Genomic DNA, 24674 nt, shown 5'->3' on the forward strand with positions numbered 1-24674 from the left:
TTTCAATCAACCGCCATGCTTGTTGTATTTCAGTGCAGCGCTTAACATTCGCCTGCTGACTAATTCGGCTATACTGACAATTCAACTAACAGGTATAGATTGGAATTTGCTTTTGACCACAGTGAACTCAGACAATCCAGAAGTGTTACGCCAGAAGCTTGAACAGTTTCTGTGCGAGCAAGATGGTGCGACCTGGTGTCGTTATGGTCAGTTTGCTGTCGGTACCGCTTTTCAAAAAATATTCTCTGTTGACCATTCGGTGGTAGGTGTAGAAGCGCTAGCGCGACCATTTATTGATGGCCAGCCTTGCTCTCCTTTAGAACTAATCGCGACGGCTACCGACAAGGGTGAGAACATATTTTTGGATCGAATGCTGCGTGCCGTGCATTTACGCAACTTTGCCAGGCTCAATAAGCCGGCTCGCCAATTATATTTGAACCACGACCTACAAGCATTAATTGAAAGTGAAGCAAACATGGCTACCCGGGCACTATATCAGGCCCGCATTATGGAGCTAGGCCTCACTGACACAGAAATTGTGGTAGAAATTCTGGAGCACGAAGCCAGTTGTGAAGACGCACTTGCACTCGTGAGTCGTAATCGAAGAGCCATTGAGCGCGAATTGCTGGCGCTAGATGACGTAACCGATTGTGAGTTGGTGTATCAACGTTGCCAAAGAATTGAGCCAGACATCATCAAGTTAGACATTAGTGTTTTGGCTTACCCAAACTATGCTGCTTTTGTTGCGCAAGTTCGCCGGCCTGGCTTAGTAATTGTGCAAGAAGGCATCGAAACACAGGCCGAGTTGGAACGCGCTAGCCAGCATTGTGATTTGTTACAAGGTTTCTATTTGCATCGGCCGCAGCTTGCGACCGATTTTTAAGTCATCACTGGCGGCTACCGTGGGGCTGCAAACACTGTCGTCCAAATATGTTGCATGTTATTAATCCAGCCATTGCTATAGGCCACACCAAACTCACGTGCATTGGGACTCATCAGGTTGGCGCAATGTCCATCACTGGCTAACCAGCGGTTTACCGCGGTGTAAGCATTATCTGGGCCTGCCGCTAAATTCTCTGCGACAAAACTAGCGCTATAACCGCTATCGGCCACGCGCTGAGCAGGTAACCAACCATTGCTGCCTGTATGGCTAAAGAAATTGTACTGAACCATGTCGTTGGTATGCGTTAGGGCTGCACTCGTGAGCTGGCAGTTGTACGCAACAGGTGTAGTTGGAGGGTAATAGCCCATGCTGCCGCACGAGGCGCCACTTGCCCGTGCATTGTTGATGGCATTTAGCATGTCATTGGCATAACCCGGCGTGGCATACCCACAGTAGTTAGCCGCAATGTTGTCGTAACTTGGTGCTGTACCGGGTGCGTCGGTGCAGCCAGTTAGGGCAATAACAACTAAAACAGGAAGGCAAATTTTTTGCATAGCGGGTCACTCTGTTAAGAACGCGCGCAGCATAACAGGGATTTGATAAACAAATGATTAAGCTGTTCAAATTTTTAGCAAGTAAAAAAAACGGTGCCTGCAGGTTCTGCAGGCACCGTTAATGAACGATCTTAAAAGTTGGTGACTAGCCAATCATGGCAGGTATGCCTGGTAGCATGCCTACAACTGCTAGTGCTACCACGCAGACGATTAGCGTGATGCCAGGAATCACTATTTTGTCGATCGCGCTGAGCGACTCAGCGCGTTCTTTGTTACCAATTAGACCATTGTTATCCAAGAACATCGCCAGCGCCCAACCAAATACTGGGTTAACCACTGCCGAAGCAAAGATACAGGTGCCGGCAGCATTGGTATTAACATTGTCCTTCACCATCTGCATGCCCGCTTCTAGCAGTGGCATAAAAACGCCAACGAGTAGAGCAACACTCATCACTGGGCGCCAAACGGTTAAATCCATTGGGTAGCCAGTAACGGCGAGGATGATGCAAAGCACACCAGTTAAAATTGCCCCTGCTGGGATTGGGCGTTTAGCAATGGCAGCTGGGATCATGTAAGTGCCCCATGAGCTAGTAATATTACCGCCACCAAAGAACGAACCGACAGCTTGGCGAATAGAGCAAGCGGCAGCGGTGTCATCAACGTCCATCAATGCATTTTCCGATTTTTTCGGATAGTTCATTTCTTGGAAAACACGGTGGCCAAGGAAATCTGGTGACCACATTGCCACGGCAAGAATGGCGAATGGCAGTACAGCAATAAAATGCTCTAAATTTGGTAAACCAAGTTTCCAACCGGTTTCGGTACTACCCCACCAGTACGCTGGATTAAGGTTTGGCATGCCCGGCGTAGTTTGGAACTCAAACGGGGCGCCCATAAGCAAGGCAATGGCTAGCGCTGCAGCAGAACATAATGGAATGGCTAACCAGCGTTTGCCAATTTTTGCCAGCCAAGCGTAGATAATGACGGTCGCGCCCAATACTGGGAAGATCACTCGCCCCGCATCATTAGCCATGGCCCAGTCACTAAGCCCCGATATTTGGCCCATGACACCTGTGGCGCCTAAATAAACAAGTAGTCCACCGGTCACCCCTGCGCTGGTAAGATTGACGAGCCTGGAAGCACTCTTGGTGGCACTGAGCAATAGCCCAAAAACACCAATTAAAATACCTAATGCCAGTGGGTGTCCGCCTGCCGCAGCAATAAGGCCAATCAATGGAATCATTGGCCCATGGTTACCCGCTAGGTTCGCCCTTGGGTTTAAAAAGCCAGAGGTTAGAATAACAAACAAGGTTGCTGAAACCAGCAGCTCAACACGCACGTTTTCGATAACAAATGCTTGGTCTAAGCCAAAGCCTGCCGCATAGGCACTCATTACTGCCGAGTACATCACTGTAATCCCAATGGTGCCTGCCAGTGCTGGAACTAAATCCTCCCACTCAAAGCGGAAGTCACGGCCTGGTAAATTGAGCCGCCATCGTCGGGGGCGCATAATTTGCAGCTCATGGTTTAAGTAGTCTTCGCGCGTATCAAACTCAGACGCCGGACGGTGATTCTGCTGATAACTACCTTCAGCAAAATCTTCCGCTTCATTATGTGTGGTTTCGGTCATAGCAACATCTCTGCTTTGTCGAATAGGGAAACTGTGACTGGCTGACTTAGCCTATGCGGTAAAGGCTAGTAGAAAGCGCTCGAAGAACCATTGCGCCGAATCAAGAGTGTTGTAATAAACCTACGGGATTTGGCTGAAAAGCCCTTGATATCGTTCAGTTTTCAGCAAGGTTTGGTAATAAAACTACCAAATAGTTGGTATGCTGGTTGCGCGAATTTACGCGAGACAGTTAGGCAATTGCGCCAAAACATGGAATTTTGCCAACAAATGCGCGATAACTGCCTAATAATTGCAGTAAATGTGGAACAGGCAGTTGGCACACAGAGTTTTATTATTTGCCCATCCTAAAAGAGCCCGGTTTGGGCGCTTTAACCTAGATAATGTGCAGGCAACCTTGGTTGCATTAGGTCACCACGTGAGTGTGCTTTACAGCCTGGAAGATAGAGCAACGAGTATTGCTCTATTGGCGCGAGCGGCACAGTCGACAGATGAAGTTGTGGTATTGGGTGGTGATGGCACGGTGAATGCCGCCGCGAATGCGCTGGTGCACTCGGATGTTATTTTAACCATTCTGCCCACTGGCACAGGAAACGATTATGTGCGCAGTCTCGGTAGGCGCAAGGTAAGCCTCACCGATCGCTTGCTTGCTAAGCCTCGTTGGGTGGATGTAGGAGAAGTAAACGGCGACGTATTTGTGAATGCTGCTGGGCTTGGGTTTGATGTTGCCGTGCTGCAGCACATGGCAAGCAAATCAAAAAAGATGACACAGCTCGCCTACAAGTTTGCAGCCTTGTTGGTAATCGCTAGGTATTCTCCCAACACAGTGGTTGTTCACTATGGTCAGCGGCGACTTTGTTTACCAACATTATTGTTAGTGGTTGCCAAAGGTGGCTTTTTCGGTGGTGGCATTAAGATTGCCGAGCAATTTAACCTCGATAACAGCAAGCTGAGATTAGCTTGGTCGAGCCATGTTGGCGCACTTCAGCGTTGGCCATTTCTGCTTAATATTTTGGCTGGCAGAATCCCTGCAACCAGCGACGAACCACCCATCATTCAGCAAGACATTACATCGATAAAGGTTGTGACACCCGGCTTAGCCATGCAACTGGATGGTGAACTTATTCAGCAAACACCCGCCTACATCCGAGTATTACCAAGGGCGTTGCGAGTGAGGGCGCTTTAGCTTATTGGCTGGTCATGCACTGATAAGCACCCACTAGGTCGTGATAGATGGCGTAAGCATTCATCGTCATGCTATCTGCCTCATATTGCACCGATATCTTATCGTTATTGAGCATGCTTCCCAATAACTGCTGCAAGGCGCTTTGCTCGGTACCGTCAATTGCATAACTACTAATAAATGGGTTCTTGCCACGAATGGTGCCGTCACCGCGCAGATTGCCGGTTTCTAGCTCAAGATTAGCAAACATAATGCGCAGCTTGCGCGCACTAGCGGCATAATACTGAACAAACAACGGGTAGCGCCCACTAGCGGTTGGCTGATCGGAAATTGACCAGTTTATGCTGTTTTCGGCAAGCGTTGTGGTGTAGATGCTACGCAAAGATGCGGCTTGATCGCCAGAGAGTGAAGTTAAAATGAGTAGCTGGTTGTAGCCATACTCATCAATAACCTCACAATTGTCGCGTGCTAATGACATGGGTGCTATCATGAGCGAAGTTGCAGCGATCGCGCTAATTAGAACCGGTTTCATTGCCGGATTCTTAGGTTTGGCACCAAAGCGGTGCTCGGCATTATAAGACATAGTCATATACCGTTTTTAAAGTAAGAGAGACGGTGGTGAATTATCCATAAAACAGGATTGTATGACTATGAACATTGTTAGATTTATGTATCAGATCAATACTATGGGTGGTTTTTTGTCAATCTTGCCAGTTGGCAATCTTAGAACGTTGTTTCAGCTTTTTGTGCCAAATGAGACCTTGTTTGCTAATCATTATCAACAGCAGCAAATTAGCGGTGATGAGTAATACGGTAATCATTGGATCGTTGGCGAATACGGTGACACTCAGCCAGACAGTAAGGTAGCTAAGGCTCACTGCAAAAATGGGTAGCATGCCATAAGTGTAAATTCGGTTTAATAGAATCATATCTATCCGCAAAACTTCCTCCTAAGCATCATGCGCGAATACAATTTGAGGAGCAGTCCTTGCTGGCCTGATTAGCTAATTCCTAGCTGAGAGTGTGCCACAATTGTTTGCGGACACTACTGCTCAGCTGTTGCAGAAATGTTGCAGTTGTCTTGCGAAAACTTAGTAAGCTTCGTCGCCGGCAATCGATAGCTTGTCAGCCGATTCCGACAGCTGGCGCGCATCGGTTTCTTGCCCTAGTTTGATTAACAAGCGTAGGTCGTTGGCTGAGTCGGCGTGAGCTAGGGCGTCTTCGTAAGTAATCTCACCTGCTGCATATAAGTTATACAGAGCTTGGTCGAAGGTTTGCATGCCTTGCTCGTTTGACTTTTTCATCAACTCTTTTAGCAAGTGTACTTCGCCCTTACGAATGTGATCCGATGCAAGAGGTGTATTTAACATCACCTCAATGGCGGCGCGGCGGCCTTTACCGTCGGGTGTTGGCACTAGCTGCTGCGCAATAATGCCCTTCAGATTCAACGATAAATCCATAAACAACTGCTGATGGCGGTCGGCTGGGAAGAAGTGAATAATCCGATCGAGCGCTTGGTTGGCATTGTTGGCGTGTAGCGTGGCCAAGCATAGGTGACCTGTTTCAGCAAAAGCGATGGCGTGTTCCATGGTCTCGCGTGAGCGAACCTCACCAATTAAGATCACATCCGGTGCTTGGCGCAGGGTATTTTTTAGTGCGGTTTCAAACGAGTCACAGTCAATGCCAACTTCTCGCTGGGTAATAATGCTTTGCTCGTGCTGGTGAACAAATTCGATCGGGTCCTCAATCGAAATAATATGGCCATGACTATTGCGGTTTCGGTGTCCAATCATGGCCGCTAACGAGGTCGACTTACCTGTGCCTGTGGCACCAACAAACAACACTAACCCACGCTTGGTCATAGCCAGTTTTTTAATAATGTCTGGCAGCTTTAGTTCTTCCACGCGCGGAATACGGGTTTCAATCCGGCGTAACACCATGCCCACTAGATTGCGTTGGTGGAAAGCCGAAACACGAAAACGACCAATGCCACGAGCCGACAGCGCAAAGTTGCACTCCATGGTTTCATCAAACTCATGGCGCTGGCGCTCATTCATAATAGAGTTGACCACTTCGCGCGTTTTTTCTGGGCTCAGTGGCTGTTTGGTCACGTGTACCACCTGACCGTTAATCTTCATGCTAGGCGGCACACCAGCGGTGATAAATAAGTCAGACGCGCCCTTATCTACCATCAACTGCAATAACTTATTAAATTCCATGCCCTACCCCTTAAAAATTCTCTGGCATTTTGGCTTTAGAGCGAGCAATGTCTGATGCAATCACCCCTTTCGCGACCAAGTTGTGCAAGCATTGGTCAAGCGTTTGCATACCCACCGAGGCACCCGTTTGAATGGCTGAGTACATTTGTGCAACCTTGTCTTCACGAATTAGGTTACGAATGGCTGAGGTGCCAATCATAATTTCGTGCGCTGCCACACGCCCGCCAGTTTTGCGCTTGAGCAGTGTTTGTGAAATAACCGCTTGTAGCGACTCCGACAACATTGAGCGCACCATGGATTTTTCTTCGGCTGGAAACACGTCAATAATACGGTCGATGGTTTTGGCGGCACTGGTTGTGTGCAAGGTGCCAAAAACCAAGTGACCTGTTTCGGCAGCGGTCAACGCTAAGCGGATGGTTTCAATATCCCGTAGCTCACCCACCAGAATGATGTCTGGGTCTTCACGCAATGCCGAGCGTAGGGCTTCGTTAAAGCCATGGGTATCGCGGTGTACTTCACGCTGGTTAACCAAGCAGCGCTTCGACTGGTGAACAAACTCAATTGGGTCTTCAATGGTTAGAATATGGTCGTAGCGGCTTTCATTGATGTAGTTAATCATCGCCGCCAGCGTAGTTGATTTACCAGAGCCGGTTGGGCCAGTAACCAATACTAGGCCACGTGAGTTCTCTGAAACATCTTTAAACACCTGCCCCATTCCAAGGTCATCCATCGTAAGTACTTTTGATGGAATGGTACGGAACACGGCACCGGCGCCGCGATTGTGGTTAAAGGCGTTAACACGAAAGCGAGCCACGCCTGGCACTTCAAACGAGAAGTCAGTCTCCAAAAACTCTTCGAAGTCTTTGCGCTGCTTGTCGTTCATAATGTCATAAATCAGGCCATGCACCTGCTTATGTTCCATTTCCGGCAAATTAATGCGACGAACGTCGCCATCAACACGAATCATAGGTGGCAAGCCCGATGAAAGGTGTAAATCTGATGCGCCTTGTTTAGCCGAAAAGGCGAGCAAATCAGTAATGTCCATGACCAAAACCCCAAAAACTCTAGTATTCAACAAATGGCAGGCTGGGTTCATTACTGCGAGCGCGGTAAACTATCCAAGTGCCATTAAAAGGAACGCGTATGACAAGCATAGCAACTCAACTTGACACTGTTGTGGCGCGCATTCGCAGCAGCTGTCATCAAAGTAACAGAAAGCCAGACGGCGTCAAATTGCTTGCTGTTTCGAAAAGGTTCAAAGCCGATGCAGTTCAACAAGCATTTGCGCATGGTCAGCGAGCGTTCGGCGAGAATTATGTGCAAGAGGGCGTAGAAAAGATACAGCAACTCGCGCACTTGCCATTGGAATGGCATTTTATTGGCCCTATACAAAGCAATAAAACCAAAGACATCGCCGCCAACTTTGCTTGGGTACACACGGTTGAACGAGAAAAAATAGCACGCCGCTTAAACGACCAGCGCCCAGCCGATATGCCACCACTCAATGTTCTGCTGCAAGTAAATGTCAGTAATGACCCAGCAAAATCTGGTATCCTCGTTGAGCAAATTGATGCGCTGGCGCAATGTGTTGCTGAGCAGCCTAATTTACGCTTGCGCGGTTTAATGACCATTCCAGCTGTCGATCTGTCGCCAGAACAGTTAGCGCAAGATTTTAATACTATGCGGATGGCGTTTGAGCGCTTGCAGCAAGGTTTTGACAGTTGCGATACACTGTCGATGGGTATGAGTGGTGATTTAGAACTGGCGATTGCAAACGGTTCTACCATGGTGCGCATAGGTACCGCAATTTTTGGCCAGCGAACAAACTAAGGAATTTAGATGACAACAGTAGCGTTTATTGGTGCAGGCAACATGGCGAAGGCCATCATTGGTGGCATGCTAAACGGTGGTTTTGCTGGTGGGCAAATTATTGCTTCCGACCCAAATCCAGATCAGCTGGCTGAATTTGCTCAGCAGGGTGTGCGTACGGTTAGTGATAATGCAACCGCCATCAGCGAAGCCGATATTGTGATACTGGCAGTAAAACCGCAAGTCATGAAACAAGTGTGCGAGCCACTGGCAACGGTTGCCCAGCAAAAACAGCCGCTGTTTGTCTCAATCGCTGCAGGTTTACCGGCCGACAATATTGCAAGTTGGCTTGGCGGCGGTGTTGCCATGGCCCGTGTCATGCCAAATACGCCAGCGATGGTAGGTAAAGGTGTGAGTGGGTTGTGGGCACCAGAGTCAGTGACGCAGGCACAACGACAAACGTTAAGCGATATTTTCGCTGGTACAGGTTTGGTGCAGTGGGTTGCTAGTGAAGAGACACTGCATGACATAACGGCAATTTCTGGCAGTGGACCGGCGTATTTCTATTTGTTTATTCAAGCCATGGCAGAAAAAGCACAAGCATATGGCTTTAGCGAAGAAGACGCTAAGCTCCTTGCCGCGCAAACTGCATTAGGCGCAGCCGAGATGGTTTTGCAAAGCGATGACTCGCCAGCTCAGCTGAAGCAAAACGTAATGTCGCCAGGTGGTACAACTGAACGTGCTATCGCAACTTTTGAAAACCAAGGCCTGCCAAAACTTGTCGCAGATGCCATGGATGCCTGCAAAGCCCGCAGTGAAACCCTAGCCAAAGCACTGAGTGATTGAGGAACTAAATTATGGGAGCACTTGCTCAAATTGCCCAAATTATTCTAACGGTGGCCTTTTCAATTGTGGTGATCGCACTCATTGTGCGCTTGCTCGCGATTCTGGGGCAGGCCGATTTTCGCAACCCGCTCGCGGGTACCATTCTGCAAATCACCAACCCATTTGTTCGGCCGCTGTATAAAATCATGCCGCCAATCGGGCGATTCGACCAAGCTTCGTTATTAGTCTTGTGGATTGCCCAGGTGGTGTTTGCCATCTTATTGGTCGGTATTGTGCGCGGATTCGATGTGGCGTTTGCGAACATTCCGCAGCTGGTCATCTGGTCTATTTTGGCGGTTGCTGGTGCTATTTTAATGGTGTTGCGCTGGTCAATGATTATTGTTGCGATTGGCAGCTGGCTTACGATGGGGCAATACAACCCGTTGCTAGCTTTCTTGAGTCGAATCATTGAGCCGTACATCGGGCCGTTCCGCAAACTGAACCTACAAATTGGCATGCTAGACCTGTCGCTCATTGTTGGTTTTGTTGTGATTTACATTATCGAAATTGTTGTGATTGCCACCATTGCGCAAGCCATTGGCTACCCAGGCGGTTTGTTTATCGGTTTATAATTCGCCGCCGCGCTCAGTGCGCGGCGCTTCTGTCTCTTTCTTTTCCGGTTTGGAGAATTTCCACCCATGCCCGAGCAAATTCCTGCCAACTCAGTTGGCTTGGTGACCCCGCAAACCATGGCGTTTGATGAGCCATTGCCCTTGCGTTGCGGTCGCAGCATCGACCAATATGAGTTGGTATATGAAACCTATGGCGAGCTGAATGCAGATCGCTCAAACGCCATCTTGATCTGCCATGCACTATCTGGCCATCATCACGCGGCTGGCTACCACAGCATGGAAGACAAGAAGCCTGGTTGGTGGGAAGCATGTATTGGCCCTGGTAAAGCCATAGATACGGATAAGTTTTTCGTTATTGCGATGAACAACCTCGGCGGCTGTCACGGTTCCACTGGACCAACCAGTATTAACCCTGAGACTGGCCAGCCATTTGGCCCTGACTTCCCAGTTATGGCAGTGCGCGACTGGGTGAAAAGCCAGTATCGACTGGTAAAAGCGTTAGGCATTGAAAAGCTGCTAGCGGTTGTTGGTGGGTCATTAGGTGGTATGCAGGCCATGCGCTGGTCGATAGATTATCCAGATATGATGAGTGCGGTAGCGATTATTGCTGCAGCGCCTAAGCTGACGGCACAAAATATTGCCTTTAACGAAGTTGCCCGCCAGTCGATTGTTTCTGACCCAGATTTCCGTGCTGGTCGTTACTACGAGCACGACACCTACCCAGCTAAAGGTTTGGCATTGGCGCGCATGCTTGGCCATATTACCTATTTATCCGATAACGCCATGCGCGAAAAGTTTGGCCGTGACCTGCGCAACGGCAAACTTAATTTTAACTTTGATGCCGAGTTCCAAGTTGAGAGCTACTTGCGTTATCAAGGGGAAAACTTCTCTAGTAAGTTTGATGCCAACAGCTACCTGTTGCTGACCAAAACATTGGATTATTTTGACCCAGCGGCAGATCACGACGGCGATTTAGCCAAATGCATGGCGCAAGCGAAAGCCAAGTTTTTAGTTATTTCGTTTTCTACCGACTGGCGCTTTGCGCCATCACGCAGTGAAGAAATTGTGCAAGCGCTTATTGCCGCCGAGAAGCAGGTTTCCTACCTAGAAGTCGAAGCCGACCAGGGCCACGACGCCTTCCTGTTCCCAATTGATGATTACGTCAACGCGCTATCAGGCTTCTTAAACCGTGCGCAGCAGGAGGTGCATGATGCGGCCTGATTTAGCCATTATTGAAAACTGGATTCCAGCGCAAGCTAAAGTACTCGACCTTGGCTGTGGTGACGGCGAGTTATTGGCTCACCTGAGCACCCGTGGCGTTAAGGGGCTGGGTATGGAAATTGACCCAGCCAAAATCAACCGATGCATCGCGCGTGGCGTAAGTGTTGTACAACGCGACTTGAATGACGGCCTGACCAACATTAACGACAACCACTTTGATGTGGTGTTAATGACTCAGGCGCTGCAAGTGGTCGAACGCCCCGACGAAATGCTTAGAGAAATGCTGCGCGTCGCTGACCAAGCCATTGTTACGTTCCCTAACTTTGGCCATTGGAGCACGCGGGCCTATTTGGGTATTTTAGGGCGCATGCCGATGAGTAAAGCGCTGCCGAATAGTTGGTACGACACGCCAAACATTCATCTTTGCACATTCAAAGACTTTGAAGTGCTCGTGAATGACCTTGGTTTTAGGGTGCTGCGCCGCTCGGTGGTAGACCGCGAACACAACTCAGGTCGATTGATGAACCTAATGCCTAACTTGTTAGGCGAGATAGCGATATATCAATTATGCAGAAGATAATCATTGCCGCCTTGGCCCTGTGCTTTAGCCTGAGTGCTTTGGCTGAACAGAAAGTTGCAATACGTGGTTACGACGTACACTACATGGCTCTGTCGACTGCCGAGTTAACCGAAGACGTCGCCGCGGCTTATGGGATTAACCGTTCGAATAAGCAGGCCTTTTTAAGTATTTCGGTGCTTAAACCACAACCGGATTCAATTGTTGCTGTGCCGGTTGAAGCTAATGTGACGGGCAGCTTTCGCAATATGATCGGCCAAACTAGGCAACTCGAGTTTCGACAAGTGAAAGAAGGCTCGGCTATTTACTACTTGGCTGAGTTTCGGTTTTTGAACGAAGAAATTTTGCGCTTTACCCTTCAGGTTGAGCCCGAGGGTGGTGCAAGCCAAACAGTCGAGTTCCAACAGTCTATTTGGGAAGCGTTATGAGTAAAACCATTGTTTTAGCCACGGGCAACCAAGGCAAGGTGGCTGAGTTACAAAACTTATTGGCACCTAAGGGCTTTGATGTGGTGCCACAAAGTGACTTTGTAGTGACTTCGGTAGAAGAAACTGGGCTGACCTATGTTGAAAACGCATTACTCAAAGCACGCAATGTTTGTCGCTTAACTGGCCAGCCCGCTCTAGCCGACGATTCTGGTTTATCCGTGAAAGTATTAAATGGCGCCCCTGGTTTATACAGTGCACGTTATGCCGGAGCGCAGGCAAGTGACCAGGACAACATCGATAAGCTGCTTAGCGACCTCGCCAACGAAGAGCACCGCCTAGCTACCTTTCATTGTGTTCTAGTCTACTTGCGCCATGAACACGACCCGGCACCAATCATTGCGCATGGCCAGTGGCATGGTCATATTTTGCGAGCGCCAAGAGGCGAAGGTGGGTTTGGCTATGACCCCGTTTTTTACGATTCAAACCTAGGCAAAGCGGCGGCTGAGCTGACGCGAGAAGAAAAAGCAGCGGTCAGTCATCGGGGTAAAGCCTTAGCGCAGCTGATGGAGCAGCTTGCTTGAGTTTGCCGCCATTGTCTTTGTACCTGCACACCCCCTGGTGTGTGCAAAAGTGCCCGTACTGCGACTTTAATAGCCATGAAGGCAGTATTGATAGCCAAGGCTACCTTGCCAAGCTTAAGCAAGACTTTTTACAAGACTTGCCAAAAATTGAAGACCGCACCATAACGACGATTTTTATTGGTGGTGGTACGCCTAGTTTATTGTCGGCCGAGTTTTATCAAGACTGGTTTCACTTTTTGCGCCAGCATGTTGATTTAGCTGACGACTGTGAAATCACCCTAGAAGCCAATCCGGGTACCGCCGAAGCAGGTAACTTTTGCGGTTACCGTGAGGCGGGTATCAACCGATTATCACTTGGCGTGCAAAGCTTTGCCAACGAGCAACTTAACACGCTAGGGCGCATTCATAGCGCCAATGAAGCACAGCAAGCCTTTGCTATGGCACGTGCGGCGGGGTTTGAGCGCATTAACATCGACCTAATGTTTGCCCTGCCCAATCAAACCGTTGCACAGGCACTGGCCGACCTAGAGCAAGCATTTGCGCTCAATCCCGAGCATATCTCTTGGTATCAGTTAACCATAGAGCCGAATACCGCCTTTTATCGCCATCCGCCTGAGCTGCCCGATGATGAGCTGAGCAGTGATATCTGGTTGGCTGGTATGGATGCGTTGGCAAACCATGGCTATCAACAATATGAAATTTCTGCTTATGCCAAAGCGGGCGAAGCTTCGCGCCACAACCTAGCCTATTGGACGTTTGCTGACTATCTTGGCATCGGCGCTGGCGCACACGGTAAACTTACCATGCGTGATGGCAGTATTTGGCGCAGCCAAAAAACTCGTACACCCAGCAACTATTTGGCTGCCATGCCACAAACCATGGGCAAATGGACGCAAGTTGCGCAAGCGGACCTACCCTTTGAGATTATGCTCAATGTGCTGCGCCTTAAATCTGGCATCCAGCACAGCCCCATCCCCCTGCCGAACTGGGCTGAGGACACGCTGAATATGCTGAGAAAGCAAGGCTTAGTCCACCCAAATCGCTTACAGCTTACCGAACATGGCTGGCCTTATTACAACGACATCGTTGGCCAGTTTATCGCCGATTAGCGCTGGTCAGACCGGCCCTAGCCCTGCACCAGTTGTAATTGCTGGTTGAGTTGCTTAGTGAGGTCTAGCCAGTATTGTTCGGTGTTAAACCATGGAAAGGCTTGCGGGAAGGCTGGGTCACTCCAGCGCTGGGCGCGCCATGCTGCCTGTTGCACTATGCGCAGAGTGCGCAGGAACTCAATGTAGTTGAGCTGGCGGCGGTCAAAGTCGGCGACTTGTTCATAGCCTTCGATAATTTCGCTAAGCTGCTGCTGTTGCTCCACTTGCTCACCACTTAATAGCATCCAAATGTCTTGAATGGCTGGCGCCATGCGCGCATCGTCAAAATCAACAAACAGTGGTGCTTGGTCGTAGAGAATATTGCCGGTATGGCAATCACCATGCAGGCGAATTTTGTTTAGTTGTTCATAGCCATTATTGAGCGCTTCGAGGGGCTGCTCTAGCTTTTTGAACACTTCAGCTAGTGGTTGGCGCTGGCCGTTGCCAACAAAGTTTAATAGTACTTCCGCGGGTTGCTGGAAAAAACTGGTCAGAGTGAGGGCTGGGCGGTGATTGAACGCCTGGTCTCCACCTACTAAATGCAGCTGGGCAAGTGCTTCCCCTAAATCAAACAGCTGATCAGGGTTGGTGAACTCAGCTGGGCGGCCAACTAAGCGGGGAAATAAGCTGAATCTGTGCTCTTGGAAGTGGTGCAGCGTGGCGCCTTGGTGGCTTTGTGCCGGTGCTACGAATATGTCTGCATCAGCCAAGGCCTGAGTAAAGCTATGTTCTTCAATGATTTGCGCATCCGACCAACGGTTCGGGCGGTAAAACTTGGCAATCACACTTGGGGCTTGGTCGATACCAATAAGAAAAACGCGGTTTTCAAAGCTGTTTAGCGCCTGAACTTGGCCTGTGCAATATAAGCCAAGTGATTCGATGGCATCGAGAACGGTATCTGGGGTAAGCGTGTTGAAGTCAGCAGTCATCATGGCAGCTCAAAAACAAATGAGCTGCCATGGTAACGCACATTTGCCTATTTCGCTGCCTGCTGTTGTGCTTGGCGAGCTGCTTCTTTTTGCTGCTTACGCGCTAAGCGAGCTCGCTCTGCATCGGTGCCAATGTGGGCTTCGCCACGCGCTTTAGCCAGTTGAATTTGCCTTTGGCGCTGAGCAAAGCGTTGTTTTTGCTTGTCGGTCAACTTGTCGTAACAGTGGTGGCAACTAATGCCAGCTTGAAACTTGTCAGACTGCTTGTCTTCCGCTGTAAGTGGCATGCGGCAGCCCGAGCACATGTCGTATTTTCCTGGCTCTAGCTTATGGTTCACCGCGACACGGTTGTCGAAGACAAAACATTCGCCTTGCCACTTGGTGTTTTCTTCTGGCATCTCTTCTAGGTATTTAAGAATGCCACCTTTTAGGTGGTACACCTCTTCAAAACCTTGCTCTTTTAAGTATGCCGTTGATTTTTCACAGCGAATGCCCCCGGTACAGAACATCGCCACTTTTTTGTGTTTTACTGGGTCGAGGTTTTCTTGCACATATTGAGGAAACTGGCGGAACGACTCAGTATTTGGGTTGATCGCACCTTCAAAGGTACCAATCTGGTACTCGTAATCGTTGCGGGTATCAATTAAAACAACTTCAGGGTCGTCTAACAGCTCGTTCCATTCTTGTGGGTTTAAGTAGGTGCCCACTGTTTGTTTTGGGTCGATTCCTTCAACACCCATGGTGACGATTTCTTTCTTAAGCTTGACCTTGGTGCGGTAGAAAGGATGCTCGTCTACATAAGACTCTTTAAAGTCGATTGGGTTAAAGCGCTCATCGCTATTAAGGTAAGCTAATAGTGTGTCGATGGCTTGGCGGGTACCTGAAACCGTACCGTTAATGCCCTCATTGGCAAGCAATAAGGTGCCGCGAACATCGTGTTCGGTCATTACGTCAATCAGCGGCTGGCGTTTGGCCTCAAAATCATCAAGGCGCACAAACTTATACAGTGCACATACAACTATGCTCATTTTCTTCTCCTGCAAGCTAGGTCGTAAGCCTAGGGCAATTTGGGAGGGCGAATTTTACTGATATAAATCAATAAATACAGAGCGGCTTACAAAGCAATCACGTTATTAAGATTGTGAGGGCGCCTCGTGACGAGGCGCTATGCGATGCCTAGCTGGTTGTTATCGGCAATAGGTTGGCTTTGCAGTAGCTGCTGGTCTTGGTATACGCAGCGCTTGAGCTGAGAAATAGTGTGAGGTGGAATGGTAATCTGGCCATTCGCTGTTTTGATTTTGAGCGTTACATCGGATGGCAACAGTTTAACTAAGTGGCCACCTAGCGCACGATTAAACAATATTAGGTTTACACTGTTTTCAACAATTTCCGAGATTTCTAGGCTTTTTAATTCACCACGCTGCAACGCTCGCCAAGATGCCTTAGAAAAGCAGAACTTGCCGTTGATAAAAGCACGCCAGAAAATCTTCTGGTCTTTTTCAGCGGCCGCTTGGCTCGCCCCTGCTTCTAGTTCGCTGAATTTCTTCGCCATATTGCACCTCCATGCTGCGGCTCACGATGCTTGCACCTGCTTCTGCTCTAAGTCGCTTTTTTTGCTGCTACCGAGTTTGAACAAGTTGCAAAACTCATGTGAACAAAATTTAGCCATGATTATTAAATTGTGCCAACAGAGATTTGCTCTTTTTCTTGTAAGAGATTTGCCATCTTGATGTGCCAGACTCACGCAGTGATTTGATAAGCGTTTGAAATGAACGGATTTTGACAGAGATTCGTGTAATTTCGTCAATAACGCATTAATTGCTGCAGATAAGGGTCAAGTTGCCGGCAAATCTTGCTATGGTATAGGGACGTGTAATTTTTTGATTGCTGGCGTCAATAACAAGAAGTTACGATTTCTAGCGAATTATTGACACAGTAAAATTTGTATTCTGTTTTTTCACTGTTAAATTATGCGTCACAGATTGGCAGTATTCTGTCAGACCAGTCACAAAAATTGAATGAAGCACAGCGCTGCGCCAAAGGTAGGGAGTGTTATGAACGTCGAAATAGTAGTATTGGCTGCGGGTAAAGGTTCACGGATGAAGTCGAAGCTGCCCAAGGTGTTACACCGCCTTGCGGGCAAAGCGTTGGCAGAGCATGTCGTAGATACCGTTGAAGGGTTAGGCAAAATCCATTTGGTAGTGGGCCATGGTGCCAACCAAGTGGAAGATCACTTTAGCGAGCGTGCCGTTAGTTTTGTTACTCAAACCGAGCAGTTAGGTACTGGCCACGCTGTGGCACAAGCCATGCCTAATGTTGACCCCGAATCGATTGTACTTATTTGTTATGGCGACGTACCAGGCGTGCGCCGTGAAACCTACGAAGGCCTAATTGCGATTGCCGAGCACGGCGACGTTGGTTTGTTGACGATTCGTATCAAAGACCCTACTGGTTATGGCCGCATTATTCGTGATGAGCGCGGAAACGTAGTCGGTATTGTTGAGCAAAAAGAAGCCACCATCGAAGAACTAAGTATTGATGAAGTTAATACGGGTTTGATGGCGGTGAAAGCTAAGTATCTCAACGAGTGGTTGCCAAAACTGAGCGCTGCCAACTCAAAGGGCGAGTACTACTTAACTGATATTATCTCGATGGCATCTAATAATGGTGTCAAAGTAACTGCCATGATGGGTCGCGATGAGAAAGAAGTCGCAGGCATCAATAACAAAGAGCAGCTAGCGGTGATGGAGCGCGCTTGGCAGTTACGCGAAGCACGTCGTTTAATGCAGGCAGGTGCCACGGTCATTGATCCGGCTCGTATTGATGTACGCGGCACGCTCAAGATCGGTCAAGATGTATTCCTAGATGCCAATATCTTGTTTGAAGGTTTGGTGGTGTTAGGTGATGATGTGCAAATTGCCCCTGGCTGTGTCATTCGCAATTCAGTGATTGGCAATGGTGTGATTATAAAACCAAACACTGTGATTGATGGCGCCACCATTGGTGATGACGTATCGGTTGGACCATTTGCTCGTATCCGCCCTGGAACAGTATTGGCGCCAGATGCACAAGTTGGCAATTTCGTTGAAGTGAAAAACGCTACCATCGGCCAAGCCAGCAAGGTCAATCACCTGTCGTACATTGGTGATGCCGAAGTGGGGCGCAAGGTGAATGTTGGCGCAGGTTCAATTACCTGCAATTATGATGGGGTTAAGAAACATACCACTCATATTGGTGATGAAGCCTTCATTGGTTCAAATAGTACCTTGATTGCGCCAATTAACGTGGGCGACAATGCTTTTGTTGGTGCTGGTTCAACGCTAAGTAAAAATGTGCCAGCGCAAGATCTGACCATTGCACGCGCAGAGGCAAAAACCATCACGGGTTGGCAGTCGCCACTGGTGAAAGCGCAAAAGGCAGAAGCAAGCGAAAGCTAAGCACCGCTATCTACGGCCATAGTCGTTTAGGGCAATGATCTTCCGTCATTGCCCTTTGTTGTTATATATAGGGATGTATGTACTGTGCCGCACGCAGGAGCAAAGCGGCGGTTTTGGAGTCCGGCATGTTTGCCAAGTTCGTTTATCCCGCAAAAGCTTACATATTGTTACTTAATGCCTTGGTATTGGGTCTAAGTGGTGCTGCTGTATTTCCCGTGCTCGGGTTGTATCTGGATTCACAGCATAACGCGACGCCATTGCAGCTGGGGTTTTTCTTAGCGGTGAACGGCTTGCTGGCGGTTGTTTCTAGCCAAGTATTAGCGCGATTTTCTGATCGTGGCCTGAGCCGCAAACTCTTGGTACAAATAAGCAATATCGCCAGTATTGGCGCGTGCTTTTTGCTTGCAAGTGCTAGTAGTTTTTCGATGGCGCTTACCGCAGGCGCAATCATTGCCATTTTTAGTTCAACCGGCTTGCCGCAGTTGTTTGCCATTGGTCGCGAGCAGGTAACCGGCGATAACGCTCGCATGTTCCAGTCGGTGATGCGTACCATGATTGCCATTTCATGGGCATTTGGGCCAGCAACCGCTTTTGTGCTAGCTGAGGTATTTGGCTATGCCACGCTATTTACCGTGGGAGCAGGTTGTTATGCGGTGTCGTTAATCATTTCAACGCAATTGCCAAAAGCCATCTTGCAAGCAGCACAAGAAGTGGCTGAAAAAGTGAAAGTGCGCGATTACCGCCCATGGTTGCTAGTGGCGGCGTTTATCTTTTTGTTTGCTGGTAACAACCTCTACTTGGTTGGTATGCCCCTGTATATCACCAAAATACTAAGCTGGCCGGAGTCTTATGTTGGCTTTCTGATGAGCACGGCTGCGGCTTTAGAAATACCTGTGATGATTGCTACTGGCTTGCTAACTGGGCGGGTACGCTACAGTTGGATGATGCTGTGGGCGGCGTTGTCGGCGGTGACCTTTTTTGCCATTCTCATTAGTACCCAAAACGTTGTGTTCTGGTTTTTGGCACAAATTTTTAACGGTATGTTTATTGGCGTTGCCGCAGCGGCGGGTATTTCTTACTTCCAAGACTTAATGCCTGAACAGCTAGGCACTGCCTCTACACTCTATAACAACGCGATCAAAGTCGGCGGTGTGGTGGGGACTTTGTCGGTGGCTTTAGTGGGTCATTTTGTGACTTATGCTGGCGTATTACCGGCAGCGCTTACTACAACCAGTATTGCATTGCTGATCTTTATCGCGCTGCATTGGGTGCAGAAGCTTGGCAACTATGCTGTTTCTTGAGGGGGCTTGCTGAGCAGTTTGCTCGGCTGGGCACAGACTTGGTTGCGGCCATTTGCCTTGGCTTGATACAGCGCTTGGTCGGCAGCTTTAACAAGGTTGCTTACTAGGCCGAGTTGATCGGGCGTCGTGCATGCTACCCCGACGCTCACAGTCACCATACCTTGTTCTGTTACATGATCAATGGCCAACGCAGCCACCTGAATCCGAATCGATTCAGCAATAAAGCGCGCACAAGCAATATTCGTTTCCGGCAACACCAAAGCAAACTCTTCACCACCATAGCGAGCCGAACAGTCGGCAGCACGCTTGCTGTGTATGCGCAAAACCTTGGCGACTTGTTGCAGGCATTGATCGCCCGCAATATGGCCGAAATGATCGTTGTATTGTTTAAAGTAGTCTACATCCACCATGATCACGCTTAGTTCTCTGTGCTGGCGTGCTAGGCGCGCCCACTCTTGCGCCAACTTTTCATCTAGGTAGCGGCGGTTGTACAGCTGGGTTAACCCGTCAACGCGAGACAATTGAGCAAGCTTTTTATTGGCTGCTTGCAGCTGGGCCGTGCGCTGATTGATTTTTTCTTCTAGGTCTCGGTTGATATTAACGAGCTGGCGTTCTTGGCGAATGCGAATAATATTTTGCGACAACGCCGTACCGAGAAGCTTCACTGCTTCTTTTTGAATTGCCAGCAGTGGCTTTTGCTCTATTAGATTATCCACGGCGAGCCAGCCAATAGCGTGATTCTTGTGCCACAGCGCCACCATAGCATTCCAGCCAATACCCAGGGCTTCGCCATCATGGGTGAGCACGGCATTGTCTCGCACGACTACGTGGTCCTTACGTTTGATCGCTTCATTAACCAAAGGGTGCTTAGGCCAGCGGCAGCGATAATCAGACTCATCACTGAGTTCTCCTTCTGGCGTGGTCCCCCAGGTGCCACGCACATTTTCGCCGTCAATTAAAAACACTGCTAGGCGGTCCAGGTAAAGGGCTTTTCGCCCCCGCTGAACCGCCATTTTGATTGCATCTTCTTCAAAGTGTTGCGTTGCTAAACCAACGGTTATGTTGTGCAGGGCAATAAGTATGGCTTGCGAGTAGTCGGAGGCGTCTTGTGAAAGGCGCACGTGGCGAGTGCGCGAGGGTATGTAGTGGCTAATTTGTGGTGCTAGCTCGCGGCAGTAAGCAAAAGCGCGCTGCAAGAGCTGTTTGCTGATCGGTTTTTCAACAAACACATAAATACTGCCAAGGTGGCGATATTGGTCGATTAGCGGCAGGGCTAAACACACGCCTTGTGGCTGTTCTATTTGTTCAGGTTCAATGCGGCGCAAACATACTTCGTTGTCCCAGCCGGCGATCAGCTTTTTGGCTTGTGTGGGGAGGTCATGAATTTCCACACTCGGGTCAAAGTGCCCTGCTTGGTCATTGTTTACCCATGCACTGAGGCGACTTTCATGGTCTTGCAAAATAAGCAGGCAGCGCTTCGCGCGCAATGCGGCCGATAGCTCTAGCAACGCGCTTTCAGCGGTTTGGCATAAAGTTGCCATGCCCCCTATGGGCAATAGCAAGCTGCTGTAACAAGGCTCCCTCAGCCCCATATCGATGTGGCCACCATGTTGGGTTCCATTCAAATTGTCTATACATACCATAGTCCAAACTGGCGTTGGCGTAGATATTTTTACCTGTCAGTAACAAGTCTAAACATCTCACAACACCTGCATGGGCAATGACTAGTGAATGGTTAGGCAATAGTGCTAGCGCGAGCAGGATGCGTTTCAGCATGTCCCACAAGGATTCCCCATTTGGTGGGGCAAAAAAGAAGGGGTCATTAGCCCAGTTATCTAGTGCTGATTTACCGATGTCATCCCAGGTTTGCCCTTCCCAACTACCAAAACTACGCTCGCGCCACAGGGGGCTGATAACATATTGATAAGGCAATTGCTCTGCTAGTGCTTGGCATCGGTATAGGTCGCTGCTGATGACGTGCTGAACACGAAATGGGCGCAAAGCGCTAGTGAGGTGTTGTGCAACCAGCTGTAGATGATCTTCTTGCGCGTTAACATCAAGTTGACCGTAGCACACACCCGGCTGAATAACGGGGCGAGGGTGGCGGGCGATAATTAGGCGTTTCATACAAGCCAAATTAATAGCAGGGCAAGTTCTGTGAGTACCTGTAAAGCGCCAAGCGTATCGCCTGTCCAGCCACCTAAGCGGCGCTTTAGCCAATGGCGCCATAGCCAAACTAACGCAACTAGAATTGTGAGTGTCCAAACTGGATTAGGGGCTAGCACTAACCAGGGTAGGCTGATTAGGGTGGCAATGCTTAGGCCTAATTTGCTCTGTTGAGTGGCAGAGGGCTTGCGGTTAGCTTCGTTTGCTTCGGCATAAGCCAGCATATTCATTACCGCGACAGGCGCCCAGCGGCTAATCACCTGAGCAGCAATTAATAGCCAAAGCGCCTGCGGTAACAGCTCACTCCATAGCTGCCATTTAAGCAATAAAGCCAGTATGAGCGCGCTGGCGCCATAGGTGCCGATTCGGCTGTCTTTCATGATGATGAAGGCTTTCGCACGGTCTACATGACCCAATAAGCCATCTGCACTATCGGCTAAGCCATCTTCATGAAAACAACCCGTTAACCAAAGAGCGAAAAACAAAGTTATCACCGCGGCAATAGTGGGCGACCACAATTGCCAGGCTAGCCAGAACACCAGCGCCTGCAAAATCCCTAGCACTGCCCCCGCTAGTGGATACCAGCGGTTACTTGCCGCAAAAGCATGACTGCTGAAACGCGCGCCTGGCAACATAGGTAGGCGCGATAAAAAACTCAGTGCTAAGGCAAACTGCGAATAAGCAGCGCTAAGCATTTTGCTCACTTACGCCTGCGTCGGCAAAAGAGGCCATTTCTCGCATCATTAAACAGGCTGATTGCAGCAGCGGCCAAGCTAATACTGCGCCGGTGCCTTCGCCCAATGCTAAATCCAGATGAAGCAGTGGCTGTGCGTTGAGTGCTTGCAACGCCAACTGATGGCCTGGCTCGGCGCCTTGGTGCGCAAAGATGGCGCGTTCAATCATATTTGGTGCCATGGCTGCGGCTACAGAAACCGCCGCTGTGGCTATGATCCCGTCAACAATAAACGGCACATTTGCCGCGGCTGCAGTGAGCATTGCGCCAGTGAGCGCTGCTATTTCAAGCCCGCCGACCTCGCATAGTAGTTCGAAAGGACTGATTTGCTCTGGCAAACGCGCTAAGGCTTGCTCAATGACCTGTTGTTTGCGCTGCAGGCCTGCATCATCCACGCCAGTGCCTCGGCCCGTTGCGGTGGCAACGTCCAACTGATGCAATTTGGTCAACAAGGCGGTGGCCGAGGTGGTGTTACCAATGCCCATTTCACCAAAACTAAAGCATTTAATGCCACTATTAAGCAAGTGCGTAACGCGCGCTCCGCCTAGCATCAAGGCCGCTTGGCAATCACTGCTGGTCATCGCTGGTTCGTGGAGAAAATTGTTAGTGCCATGTGCTACCTTGGCATGGGCGACACCTTGAATAGCAGAAATGTCCCCTTTGACTCCCACATCCATGACTTCAAGGGTAATATCGTGCTGGCGACAAAAAACGTTTATCGCCGCGCCGCCGTTAGCGAAGTTAGCCACCATTTGCTGGGTCACTTCTTGCGGGAAGGCGCTCACGCCCGACGCCACCACCCCATGGTCAGCGGCGAACACAATATGAGCAGCAGGTGCGACCTTAGGTCGGCGGGTTTGTTGAATGCGCCCTAAAGCGAAGGCAAGCTGTTCAAGCTTGCCTAGCGAGTTAAGCGGTTTGGTTTTATTGTTGATGACCGCCATCAGGCGATCATCATAGGCTGAGCTAATAGGCTCAATATTTGGCGCTTGCCACGTCATTAGCGAAACTCGTCTAGTTGTTCACACATTTGTGTCGCGCCTTTCACCAAGCCTGGAACAGGGCGACTAATATCATCTGGTGCTATCTTAACAAATTGTTGGCTAGCAACGGCAGGGATTGACGTCAGTCCTTGCCAAACTTCAGCAAAACTATCGTCGCGAGCGGCCATTACAATGGCATCAGGTGCTGCTTCTACTACCGCTTCAAGCGATACCGGTGGGTAGCCACTATTGCCTTCGGTATCAGCAAACACATTTTCGGCACCACATACTTCCATAATGGCATGAAGGAAGCTGATGTTATTCACCGTGTAAATCGGTGCTGTTGGCGAGATCTGATAAAAGGTACGAACAGGTGCTTTATTAGCATATTCGGCACGCAGTGCTGCGATCGTGCTCGAAAACTCTTCGATACGGGCCTGAGCTGCTGCTTCTTTACCCGTGGCAATACCGGCATTGCGAAGGCTGAGTTCAATTCCCGTAAAGGTTTCTGGCTTCATATAAAGTGTTTGAATGCCCATGCCTTCCAACTGGTCAACTTGATCATTTCGCCACCCCCAAATAATCAAATCTGGGTTGAGCGCTAACACAGCTTCGGTATTGATTTTGCTTGAGTTACCTACACGTGGAATGGCTTTTGCTGCTTCTGGATAGTTCGACCACTCCACAGCGCCAACAATTAAATCACCAGCGCCTACTTCAAATAACACTTCGGTTGCCGACGGCACGAGCGAAACAATACGTTTGGCCGGCTGCTCTAGGGTGACTGTATTACCTAGGCCGTCGACCAGGGTAACGGCCAGTGCTTGACCGGCCAATATCAGACCTGCGAATAAAGCTATACACTTAGTTTTCATCATTGCATCCTATTTAAGTTGAGTTGGGATGCCTGCAACGACCCAGTGTACTTGGTTAGCAATTGTGGCCATGCGTTGGTTCATGCGACCGTGTTCATCAACATAACGGCGGGTTAGTTCGCCAAGTGGCACAATGCCTCCACCAACTTCATTAGATACCATGACTAACTGACCATGTTGCTGCCAATGCTGAGTTAGTTCAGAGGTTAATAAATCAAGTTGATGCATGGCTTGCTGATGCATTAGGTTGCTCAGCCACACGGTTAGGCAGTCCACCATGACCTTCTGACCACGCAACGCTGCAAGTGTGGTGGCTAAGTCAATCGGGCTTTCTATTGTGCGCCACTGTTGGTTTCGCTGTTGCTGATGATGGGCGATGCGCGACTGCATTTCACCATCAAGCGCTTGCGCGGTCGCAATGTAGGTTACGTCGTCACAGTTGTGGAACTGTTGTTCGGCAAACTGACTTTTGCCTGAGCGAGCAAAGCCCAAAACCAAGTGAATCAATGCAAATCCTTGTACTGGTTGCAAACATCATAGTTGTTTTCGCTTGGTGGCAGGCC

At 49.3% G+C, this 24674-nt stretch carries 27 protein-coding genes; 12 read left to right on the forward strand and 15 right to left on the reverse strand.

Annotated elements, in window-relative coordinates:
* The first annotated feature begins 121 nt into the window (after nucleotides 1-121).
* Entirely contained in the window at nucleotides 122-883 is a 762-nt protein-coding gene (locus tag DUW71_RS10675; protein ID WP_233546105.1) for an EAL domain-containing protein, read from the forward strand.
* A 14-nt stretch (nucleotides 884-897) separates the two neighbouring features.
* Here the strand turns inward: DUW71_RS10675 and DUW71_RS10680 are convergent, their stop codons facing one another.
* Nucleotides 898-1437: a CAP domain-containing protein gene (locus DUW71_RS10680; RefSeq protein ID WP_119395253.1), complete on the reverse strand. Its 540-nt coding sequence runs from the start codon at nucleotides 1435-1437 to the stop codon at nucleotides 898-900.
* Between the two features lie 145 nt (nucleotides 1438-1582).
* A complete protein-coding gene (locus DUW71_RS10685) occupies nucleotides 1583-3067 on the reverse strand; it encodes a DUF3360 family protein (RefSeq protein WP_119395254.1) in 1485 nt (494 codons plus the stop codon).
* Between the two features lie 313 nt (nucleotides 3068-3380).
* Here DUW71_RS10685 and DUW71_RS10690 point away from each other — a divergent pair, with 313 nt between their 5' ends.
* A complete protein-coding gene (locus DUW71_RS10690; protein ID WP_158583992.1) occupies nucleotides 3381-4250 on the forward strand; it encodes a diacylglycerol/lipid kinase family protein in 870 nt (289 codons plus the stop codon).
* 1 nt (nucleotide 4251) lies between these two features.
* Here the strand turns inward: DUW71_RS10690 and DUW71_RS10695 are convergent, their stop codons facing one another.
* From DUW71_RS10695 to DUW71_RS10710, 4 genes are all read right to left on the reverse strand, one after another.
* On the reverse strand, nucleotides 4252-4779 hold the full coding sequence (locus DUW71_RS10695; RefSeq protein WP_158583994.1) for a hypothetical protein: 528 nt from the start codon (nucleotides 4777-4779) through the stop codon (nucleotides 4252-4254).
* Between the two features lie 169 nt (nucleotides 4780-4948).
* On the reverse strand, nucleotides 4949-5188 hold the full coding sequence (locus tag DUW71_RS10700) for a hypothetical protein (protein WP_158583996.1): 240 nt from the start codon (nucleotides 5186-5188) through the stop codon (nucleotides 4949-4951).
* 150 nt (nucleotides 5189-5338) lie between these two features.
* A complete protein-coding gene (locus DUW71_RS10705; protein WP_119395258.1) occupies nucleotides 5339-6466 on the reverse strand; it encodes a PilT/PilU family type 4a pilus ATPase in 1128 nt (375 codons plus the stop codon).
* A gap of 10 nt (nucleotides 6467-6476) precedes the next feature.
* On the reverse strand, nucleotides 6477-7511 hold the full coding sequence (locus DUW71_RS10710) for a type IV pilus twitching motility protein PilT (protein WP_119395259.1): 1035 nt from the start codon (nucleotides 7509-7511) through the stop codon (nucleotides 6477-6479).
* A gap of 98 nt (nucleotides 7512-7609) precedes the next feature.
* Here DUW71_RS10710 and DUW71_RS10715 point away from each other — a divergent pair, with 98 nt between their 5' ends.
* The 8 genes from DUW71_RS10715 (at nucleotide 7610) to hemW (ending at nucleotide 13648) form a co-directional block, all read left to right on the forward strand.
* On the forward strand, nucleotides 7610-8296 hold the full coding sequence (locus DUW71_RS10715) for a YggS family pyridoxal phosphate-dependent enzyme (protein WP_119395260.1): 687 nt from the start codon (nucleotides 7610-7612) through the stop codon (nucleotides 8294-8296).
* 9 nt (nucleotides 8297-8305) lie between these two features.
* A complete protein-coding gene (gene proC, locus DUW71_RS10720; protein ID WP_119395261.1) occupies nucleotides 8306-9121 on the forward strand; it encodes a pyrroline-5-carboxylate reductase in 816 nt (271 codons plus the stop codon).
* Between the two features lie 11 nt (nucleotides 9122-9132).
* Nucleotides 9133-9732: a YggT family protein gene (locus tag DUW71_RS10725; protein WP_119395262.1), complete on the forward strand. Its 600-nt coding sequence runs from the start codon at nucleotides 9133-9135 to the stop codon at nucleotides 9730-9732.
* A 66-nt stretch (nucleotides 9733-9798) separates the two neighbouring features.
* Nucleotides 9799-10953, forward strand: coding sequence for a homoserine O-succinyltransferase MetX (gene metX, locus DUW71_RS10730; protein ID WP_119395263.1), 1155 nt, complete (start codon nucleotides 9799-9801; stop codon nucleotides 10951-10953).
* Nucleotides 10940-11533, forward strand: a complete 594-nt coding sequence (metW, locus tag DUW71_RS10735; protein ID WP_325048582.1) for a methionine biosynthesis protein MetW — start codon at nucleotides 10940-10942, stop codon at nucleotides 11531-11533. Before metX ends, metW begins: the two co-directional genes overlap by 14 nt.
* Nucleotides 11521-11958, forward strand: coding sequence for a DUF4426 domain-containing protein (locus DUW71_RS10740; RefSeq protein WP_119395265.1), 438 nt, complete (start codon nucleotides 11521-11523; stop codon nucleotides 11956-11958). Before metW ends, DUW71_RS10740 begins: the two co-directional genes overlap by 13 nt.
* Nucleotides 11955-12539, forward strand: coding sequence for an RdgB/HAM1 family non-canonical purine NTP pyrophosphatase (gene rdgB, locus DUW71_RS10745; RefSeq protein ID WP_119395266.1), 585 nt, complete (start codon nucleotides 11955-11957; stop codon nucleotides 12537-12539). Before DUW71_RS10740 ends, rdgB begins: the two co-directional genes overlap by 4 nt.
* Complete coding sequence (hemW, locus tag DUW71_RS10750) at nucleotides 12536-13648, forward strand: radical SAM family heme chaperone HemW (protein ID WP_233546102.1); 1113 nt, start codon at nucleotides 12536-12538, stop codon at nucleotides 13646-13648. Before rdgB ends, hemW begins: the two co-directional genes overlap by 4 nt.
* Before the next feature lie 17 nt (nucleotides 13649-13665).
* On the opposite strand, the gene DUW71_RS10755 is transcribed toward hemW, so the two are convergent.
* The 3 genes from DUW71_RS10755 to DUW71_RS10765 form a co-directional block, all read right to left on the reverse strand.
* Complete coding sequence (locus DUW71_RS10755) at nucleotides 13666-14619, reverse strand: serine/threonine protein kinase (protein ID WP_119395267.1); 954 nt, start codon at nucleotides 14617-14619, stop codon at nucleotides 13666-13668.
* 44 nt (nucleotides 14620-14663) lie between these two features.
* Complete coding sequence (trhO, locus tag DUW71_RS10760; protein WP_119395268.1) at nucleotides 14664-15644, reverse strand: oxygen-dependent tRNA uridine(34) hydroxylase TrhO; 981 nt, start codon at nucleotides 15642-15644, stop codon at nucleotides 14664-14666.
* 137 nt (nucleotides 15645-15781) lie between these two features.
* Nucleotides 15782-16168: a hypothetical protein gene (locus DUW71_RS10765; RefSeq protein WP_119395269.1), complete on the reverse strand. Its 387-nt coding sequence runs from the start codon at nucleotides 16166-16168 to the stop codon at nucleotides 15782-15784.
* A gap of 502 nt (nucleotides 16169-16670) precedes the next feature.
* Between DUW71_RS10765 and glmU the strand changes: the two genes are divergently transcribed.
* Nucleotides 16671-18053 (forward strand): bifunctional UDP-N-acetylglucosamine diphosphorylase/glucosamine-1-phosphate N-acetyltransferase GlmU, encoded by a 1383-nt coding sequence (glmU, locus tag DUW71_RS10770; RefSeq protein ID WP_119395270.1) that lies wholly within the window; start codon nucleotides 16671-16673, stop codon nucleotides 18051-18053.
* Nucleotides 18054-18178: 125 nt separating this feature from the next.
* Entirely contained in the window at nucleotides 18179-19354 is a 1176-nt protein-coding gene (locus DUW71_RS10775; RefSeq protein ID WP_158583998.1) for an MFS transporter, read from the forward strand.
* On the opposite strand, the gene DUW71_RS10780 is transcribed toward DUW71_RS10775, so the two are convergent.
* The 6 genes from DUW71_RS10780 to cobU are packed head-to-tail and all read right to left on the reverse strand — an operon-like array spanning nucleotide 19339 to nucleotide 24618.
* On the reverse strand, nucleotides 19339-20895 hold the full coding sequence (locus DUW71_RS10780) for a GGDEF domain-containing protein (RefSeq protein ID WP_158584000.1): 1557 nt from the start codon (nucleotides 20893-20895) through the stop codon (nucleotides 19339-19341). The genes DUW71_RS10775 and DUW71_RS10780 overlap by 16 nt on opposite strands.
* Nucleotides 20870-21481: a histidine phosphatase family protein gene (locus DUW71_RS10785; protein ID WP_158584002.1), complete on the reverse strand. Its 612-nt coding sequence runs from the start codon at nucleotides 21479-21481 to the stop codon at nucleotides 20870-20872. Before DUW71_RS10785 ends, DUW71_RS10780 begins: the two co-directional genes overlap by 26 nt.
* The gene (gene cobS, locus DUW71_RS10790) at nucleotides 21478-22215 is read right to left on the reverse strand and encodes an adenosylcobinamide-GDP ribazoletransferase (protein WP_119395274.1); all 738 of its coding nucleotides are present in this window, start codon (nucleotides 22213-22215) and stop codon (nucleotides 21478-21480) included. The genes DUW71_RS10785 and cobS overlap by 4 nt, the downstream gene beginning before the upstream one ends.
* On the reverse strand, nucleotides 22208-23254 hold the full coding sequence (gene cobT / locus DUW71_RS10795) for a nicotinate-nucleotide--dimethylbenzimidazole phosphoribosyltransferase (protein WP_119395275.1): 1047 nt from the start codon (nucleotides 23252-23254) through the stop codon (nucleotides 22208-22210). The genes cobS and cobT overlap by 8 nt, the downstream gene beginning before the upstream one ends.
* Complete coding sequence (locus tag DUW71_RS10800) at nucleotides 23254-24111, reverse strand: ABC transporter substrate-binding protein (protein ID WP_158584004.1); 858 nt, start codon at nucleotides 24109-24111, stop codon at nucleotides 23254-23256. Before DUW71_RS10800 ends, cobT begins: the two co-directional genes overlap by 1 nt.
* A gap of 9 nt (nucleotides 24112-24120) precedes the next feature.
* Nucleotides 24121-24618: a bifunctional adenosylcobinamide kinase/adenosylcobinamide-phosphate guanylyltransferase gene (gene cobU / locus DUW71_RS10805; RefSeq protein WP_119395277.1), complete on the reverse strand. Its 498-nt coding sequence runs from the start codon at nucleotides 24616-24618 to the stop codon at nucleotides 24121-24123.
* Between the last annotated feature and the right edge of the window lie 56 nt (nucleotides 24619-24674).

Source organism: Salinibius halmophilus (assembly GCF_003577475.1).
GTDB classification, from domain to species: Bacteria; Pseudomonadota; Gammaproteobacteria; order Pseudomonadales; family Natronospirillaceae; genus Salinibius; species Salinibius halmophilus.

Bases quoted from the DNA above. Each gene is read 5' to 3' on its own strand.
- DUW71_RS10680 (WP_119395253.1), bottom strand. From the start codon at position 1,437: ATGCAAAAAATTTGCCTTCCTGTTTTAGTTGTTATTGCCCTAACTGGC.
- DUW71_RS10685 (WP_119395254.1), bottom strand. From the start codon at position 3,067: ATGACCGAAACCACACATAATGAAGCGGAAGATTTTGCTGAAGGTAGT.
- DUW71_RS10695 (WP_158583994.1), bottom strand. From the start codon at position 4,779: ATGAAACCGGTTCTAATTAGCGCGATCGCTGCAACTTCGCTCATGATA.
- DUW71_RS10705 (WP_119395258.1), bottom strand. From the start codon at position 6,466: ATGGAATTTAATAAGTTATTGCAGTTGATGGTAGATAAGGGCGCGTCT.
- DUW71_RS10710 (WP_119395259.1), bottom strand. From the start codon at position 7,511: ATGGACATTACTGATTTGCTCGCCTTTTCGGCTAAACAAGGCGCATCA.
- DUW71_RS10715 (WP_119395260.1), top strand. From the start codon at position 7,610: ATGACAAGCATAGCAACTCAACTTGACACTGTTGTGGCGCGCATTCGC.
- proC (WP_119395261.1), top strand. From the start codon at position 8,306: ATGACAACAGTAGCGTTTATTGGTGCAGGCAACATGGCGAAGGCCATC.
- DUW71_RS10725 (WP_119395262.1), top strand. From the start codon at position 9,133: ATGGGAGCACTTGCTCAAATTGCCCAAATTATTCTAACGGTGGCCTTT.
- metX (WP_119395263.1), top strand. From the start codon at position 9,799: ATGCCCGAGCAAATTCCTGCCAACTCAGTTGGCTTGGTGACCCCGCAA.
- metW (WP_325048582.1), top strand. From the start codon at position 10,940: ATGATGCGGCCTGATTTAGCCATTATTGAAAACTGGATTCCAGCGCAA.
- DUW71_RS10740 (WP_119395265.1), top strand. From the start codon at position 11,521: ATGCAGAAGATAATCATTGCCGCCTTGGCCCTGTGCTTTAGCCTGAGT.
- rdgB (WP_119395266.1), top strand. From the start codon at position 11,955: ATGAGTAAAACCATTGTTTTAGCCACGGGCAACCAAGGCAAGGTGGCT.
- DUW71_RS10755 (WP_119395267.1), bottom strand. From the start codon at position 14,619: ATGATGACTGCTGACTTCAACACGCTTACCCCAGATACCGTTCTCGAT.
- trhO (WP_119395268.1), bottom strand. From the start codon at position 15,644: ATGAGCATAGTTGTATGTGCACTGTATAAGTTTGTGCGCCTTGATGAT.
- DUW71_RS10765 (WP_119395269.1), bottom strand. From the start codon at position 16,168: ATGGCGAAGAAATTCAGCGAACTAGAAGCAGGGGCGAGCCAAGCGGCC.
- glmU (WP_119395270.1), top strand. From the start codon at position 16,671: ATGAACGTCGAAATAGTAGTATTGGCTGCGGGTAAAGGTTCACGGATG.
- DUW71_RS10775 (WP_158583998.1), top strand. From the start codon at position 18,179: ATGTTTGCCAAGTTCGTTTATCCCGCAAAAGCTTACATATTGTTACTT.
- DUW71_RS10780 (WP_158584000.1), bottom strand. From the start codon at position 20,895: ATGGCAACTTTATGCCAAACCGCTGAAAGCGCGTTGCTAGAGCTATCG.
- DUW71_RS10785 (WP_158584002.1), bottom strand. From the start codon at position 21,481: ATGAAACGCCTAATTATCGCCCGCCACCCTCGCCCCGTTATTCAGCCG.
- cobS (WP_119395274.1), bottom strand. From the start codon at position 22,215: ATGCTTAGCGCTGCTTATTCGCAGTTTGCCTTAGCACTGAGTTTTTTA.
- cobT (WP_119395275.1), bottom strand. From the start codon at position 23,254: ATGACGTGGCAAGCGCCAAATATTGAGCCTATTAGCTCAGCCTATGAT.
- DUW71_RS10800 (WP_158584004.1), bottom strand. From the start codon at position 24,111: ATGAAAACTAAGTGTATAGCTTTATTCGCAGGTCTGATATTGGCCGGT.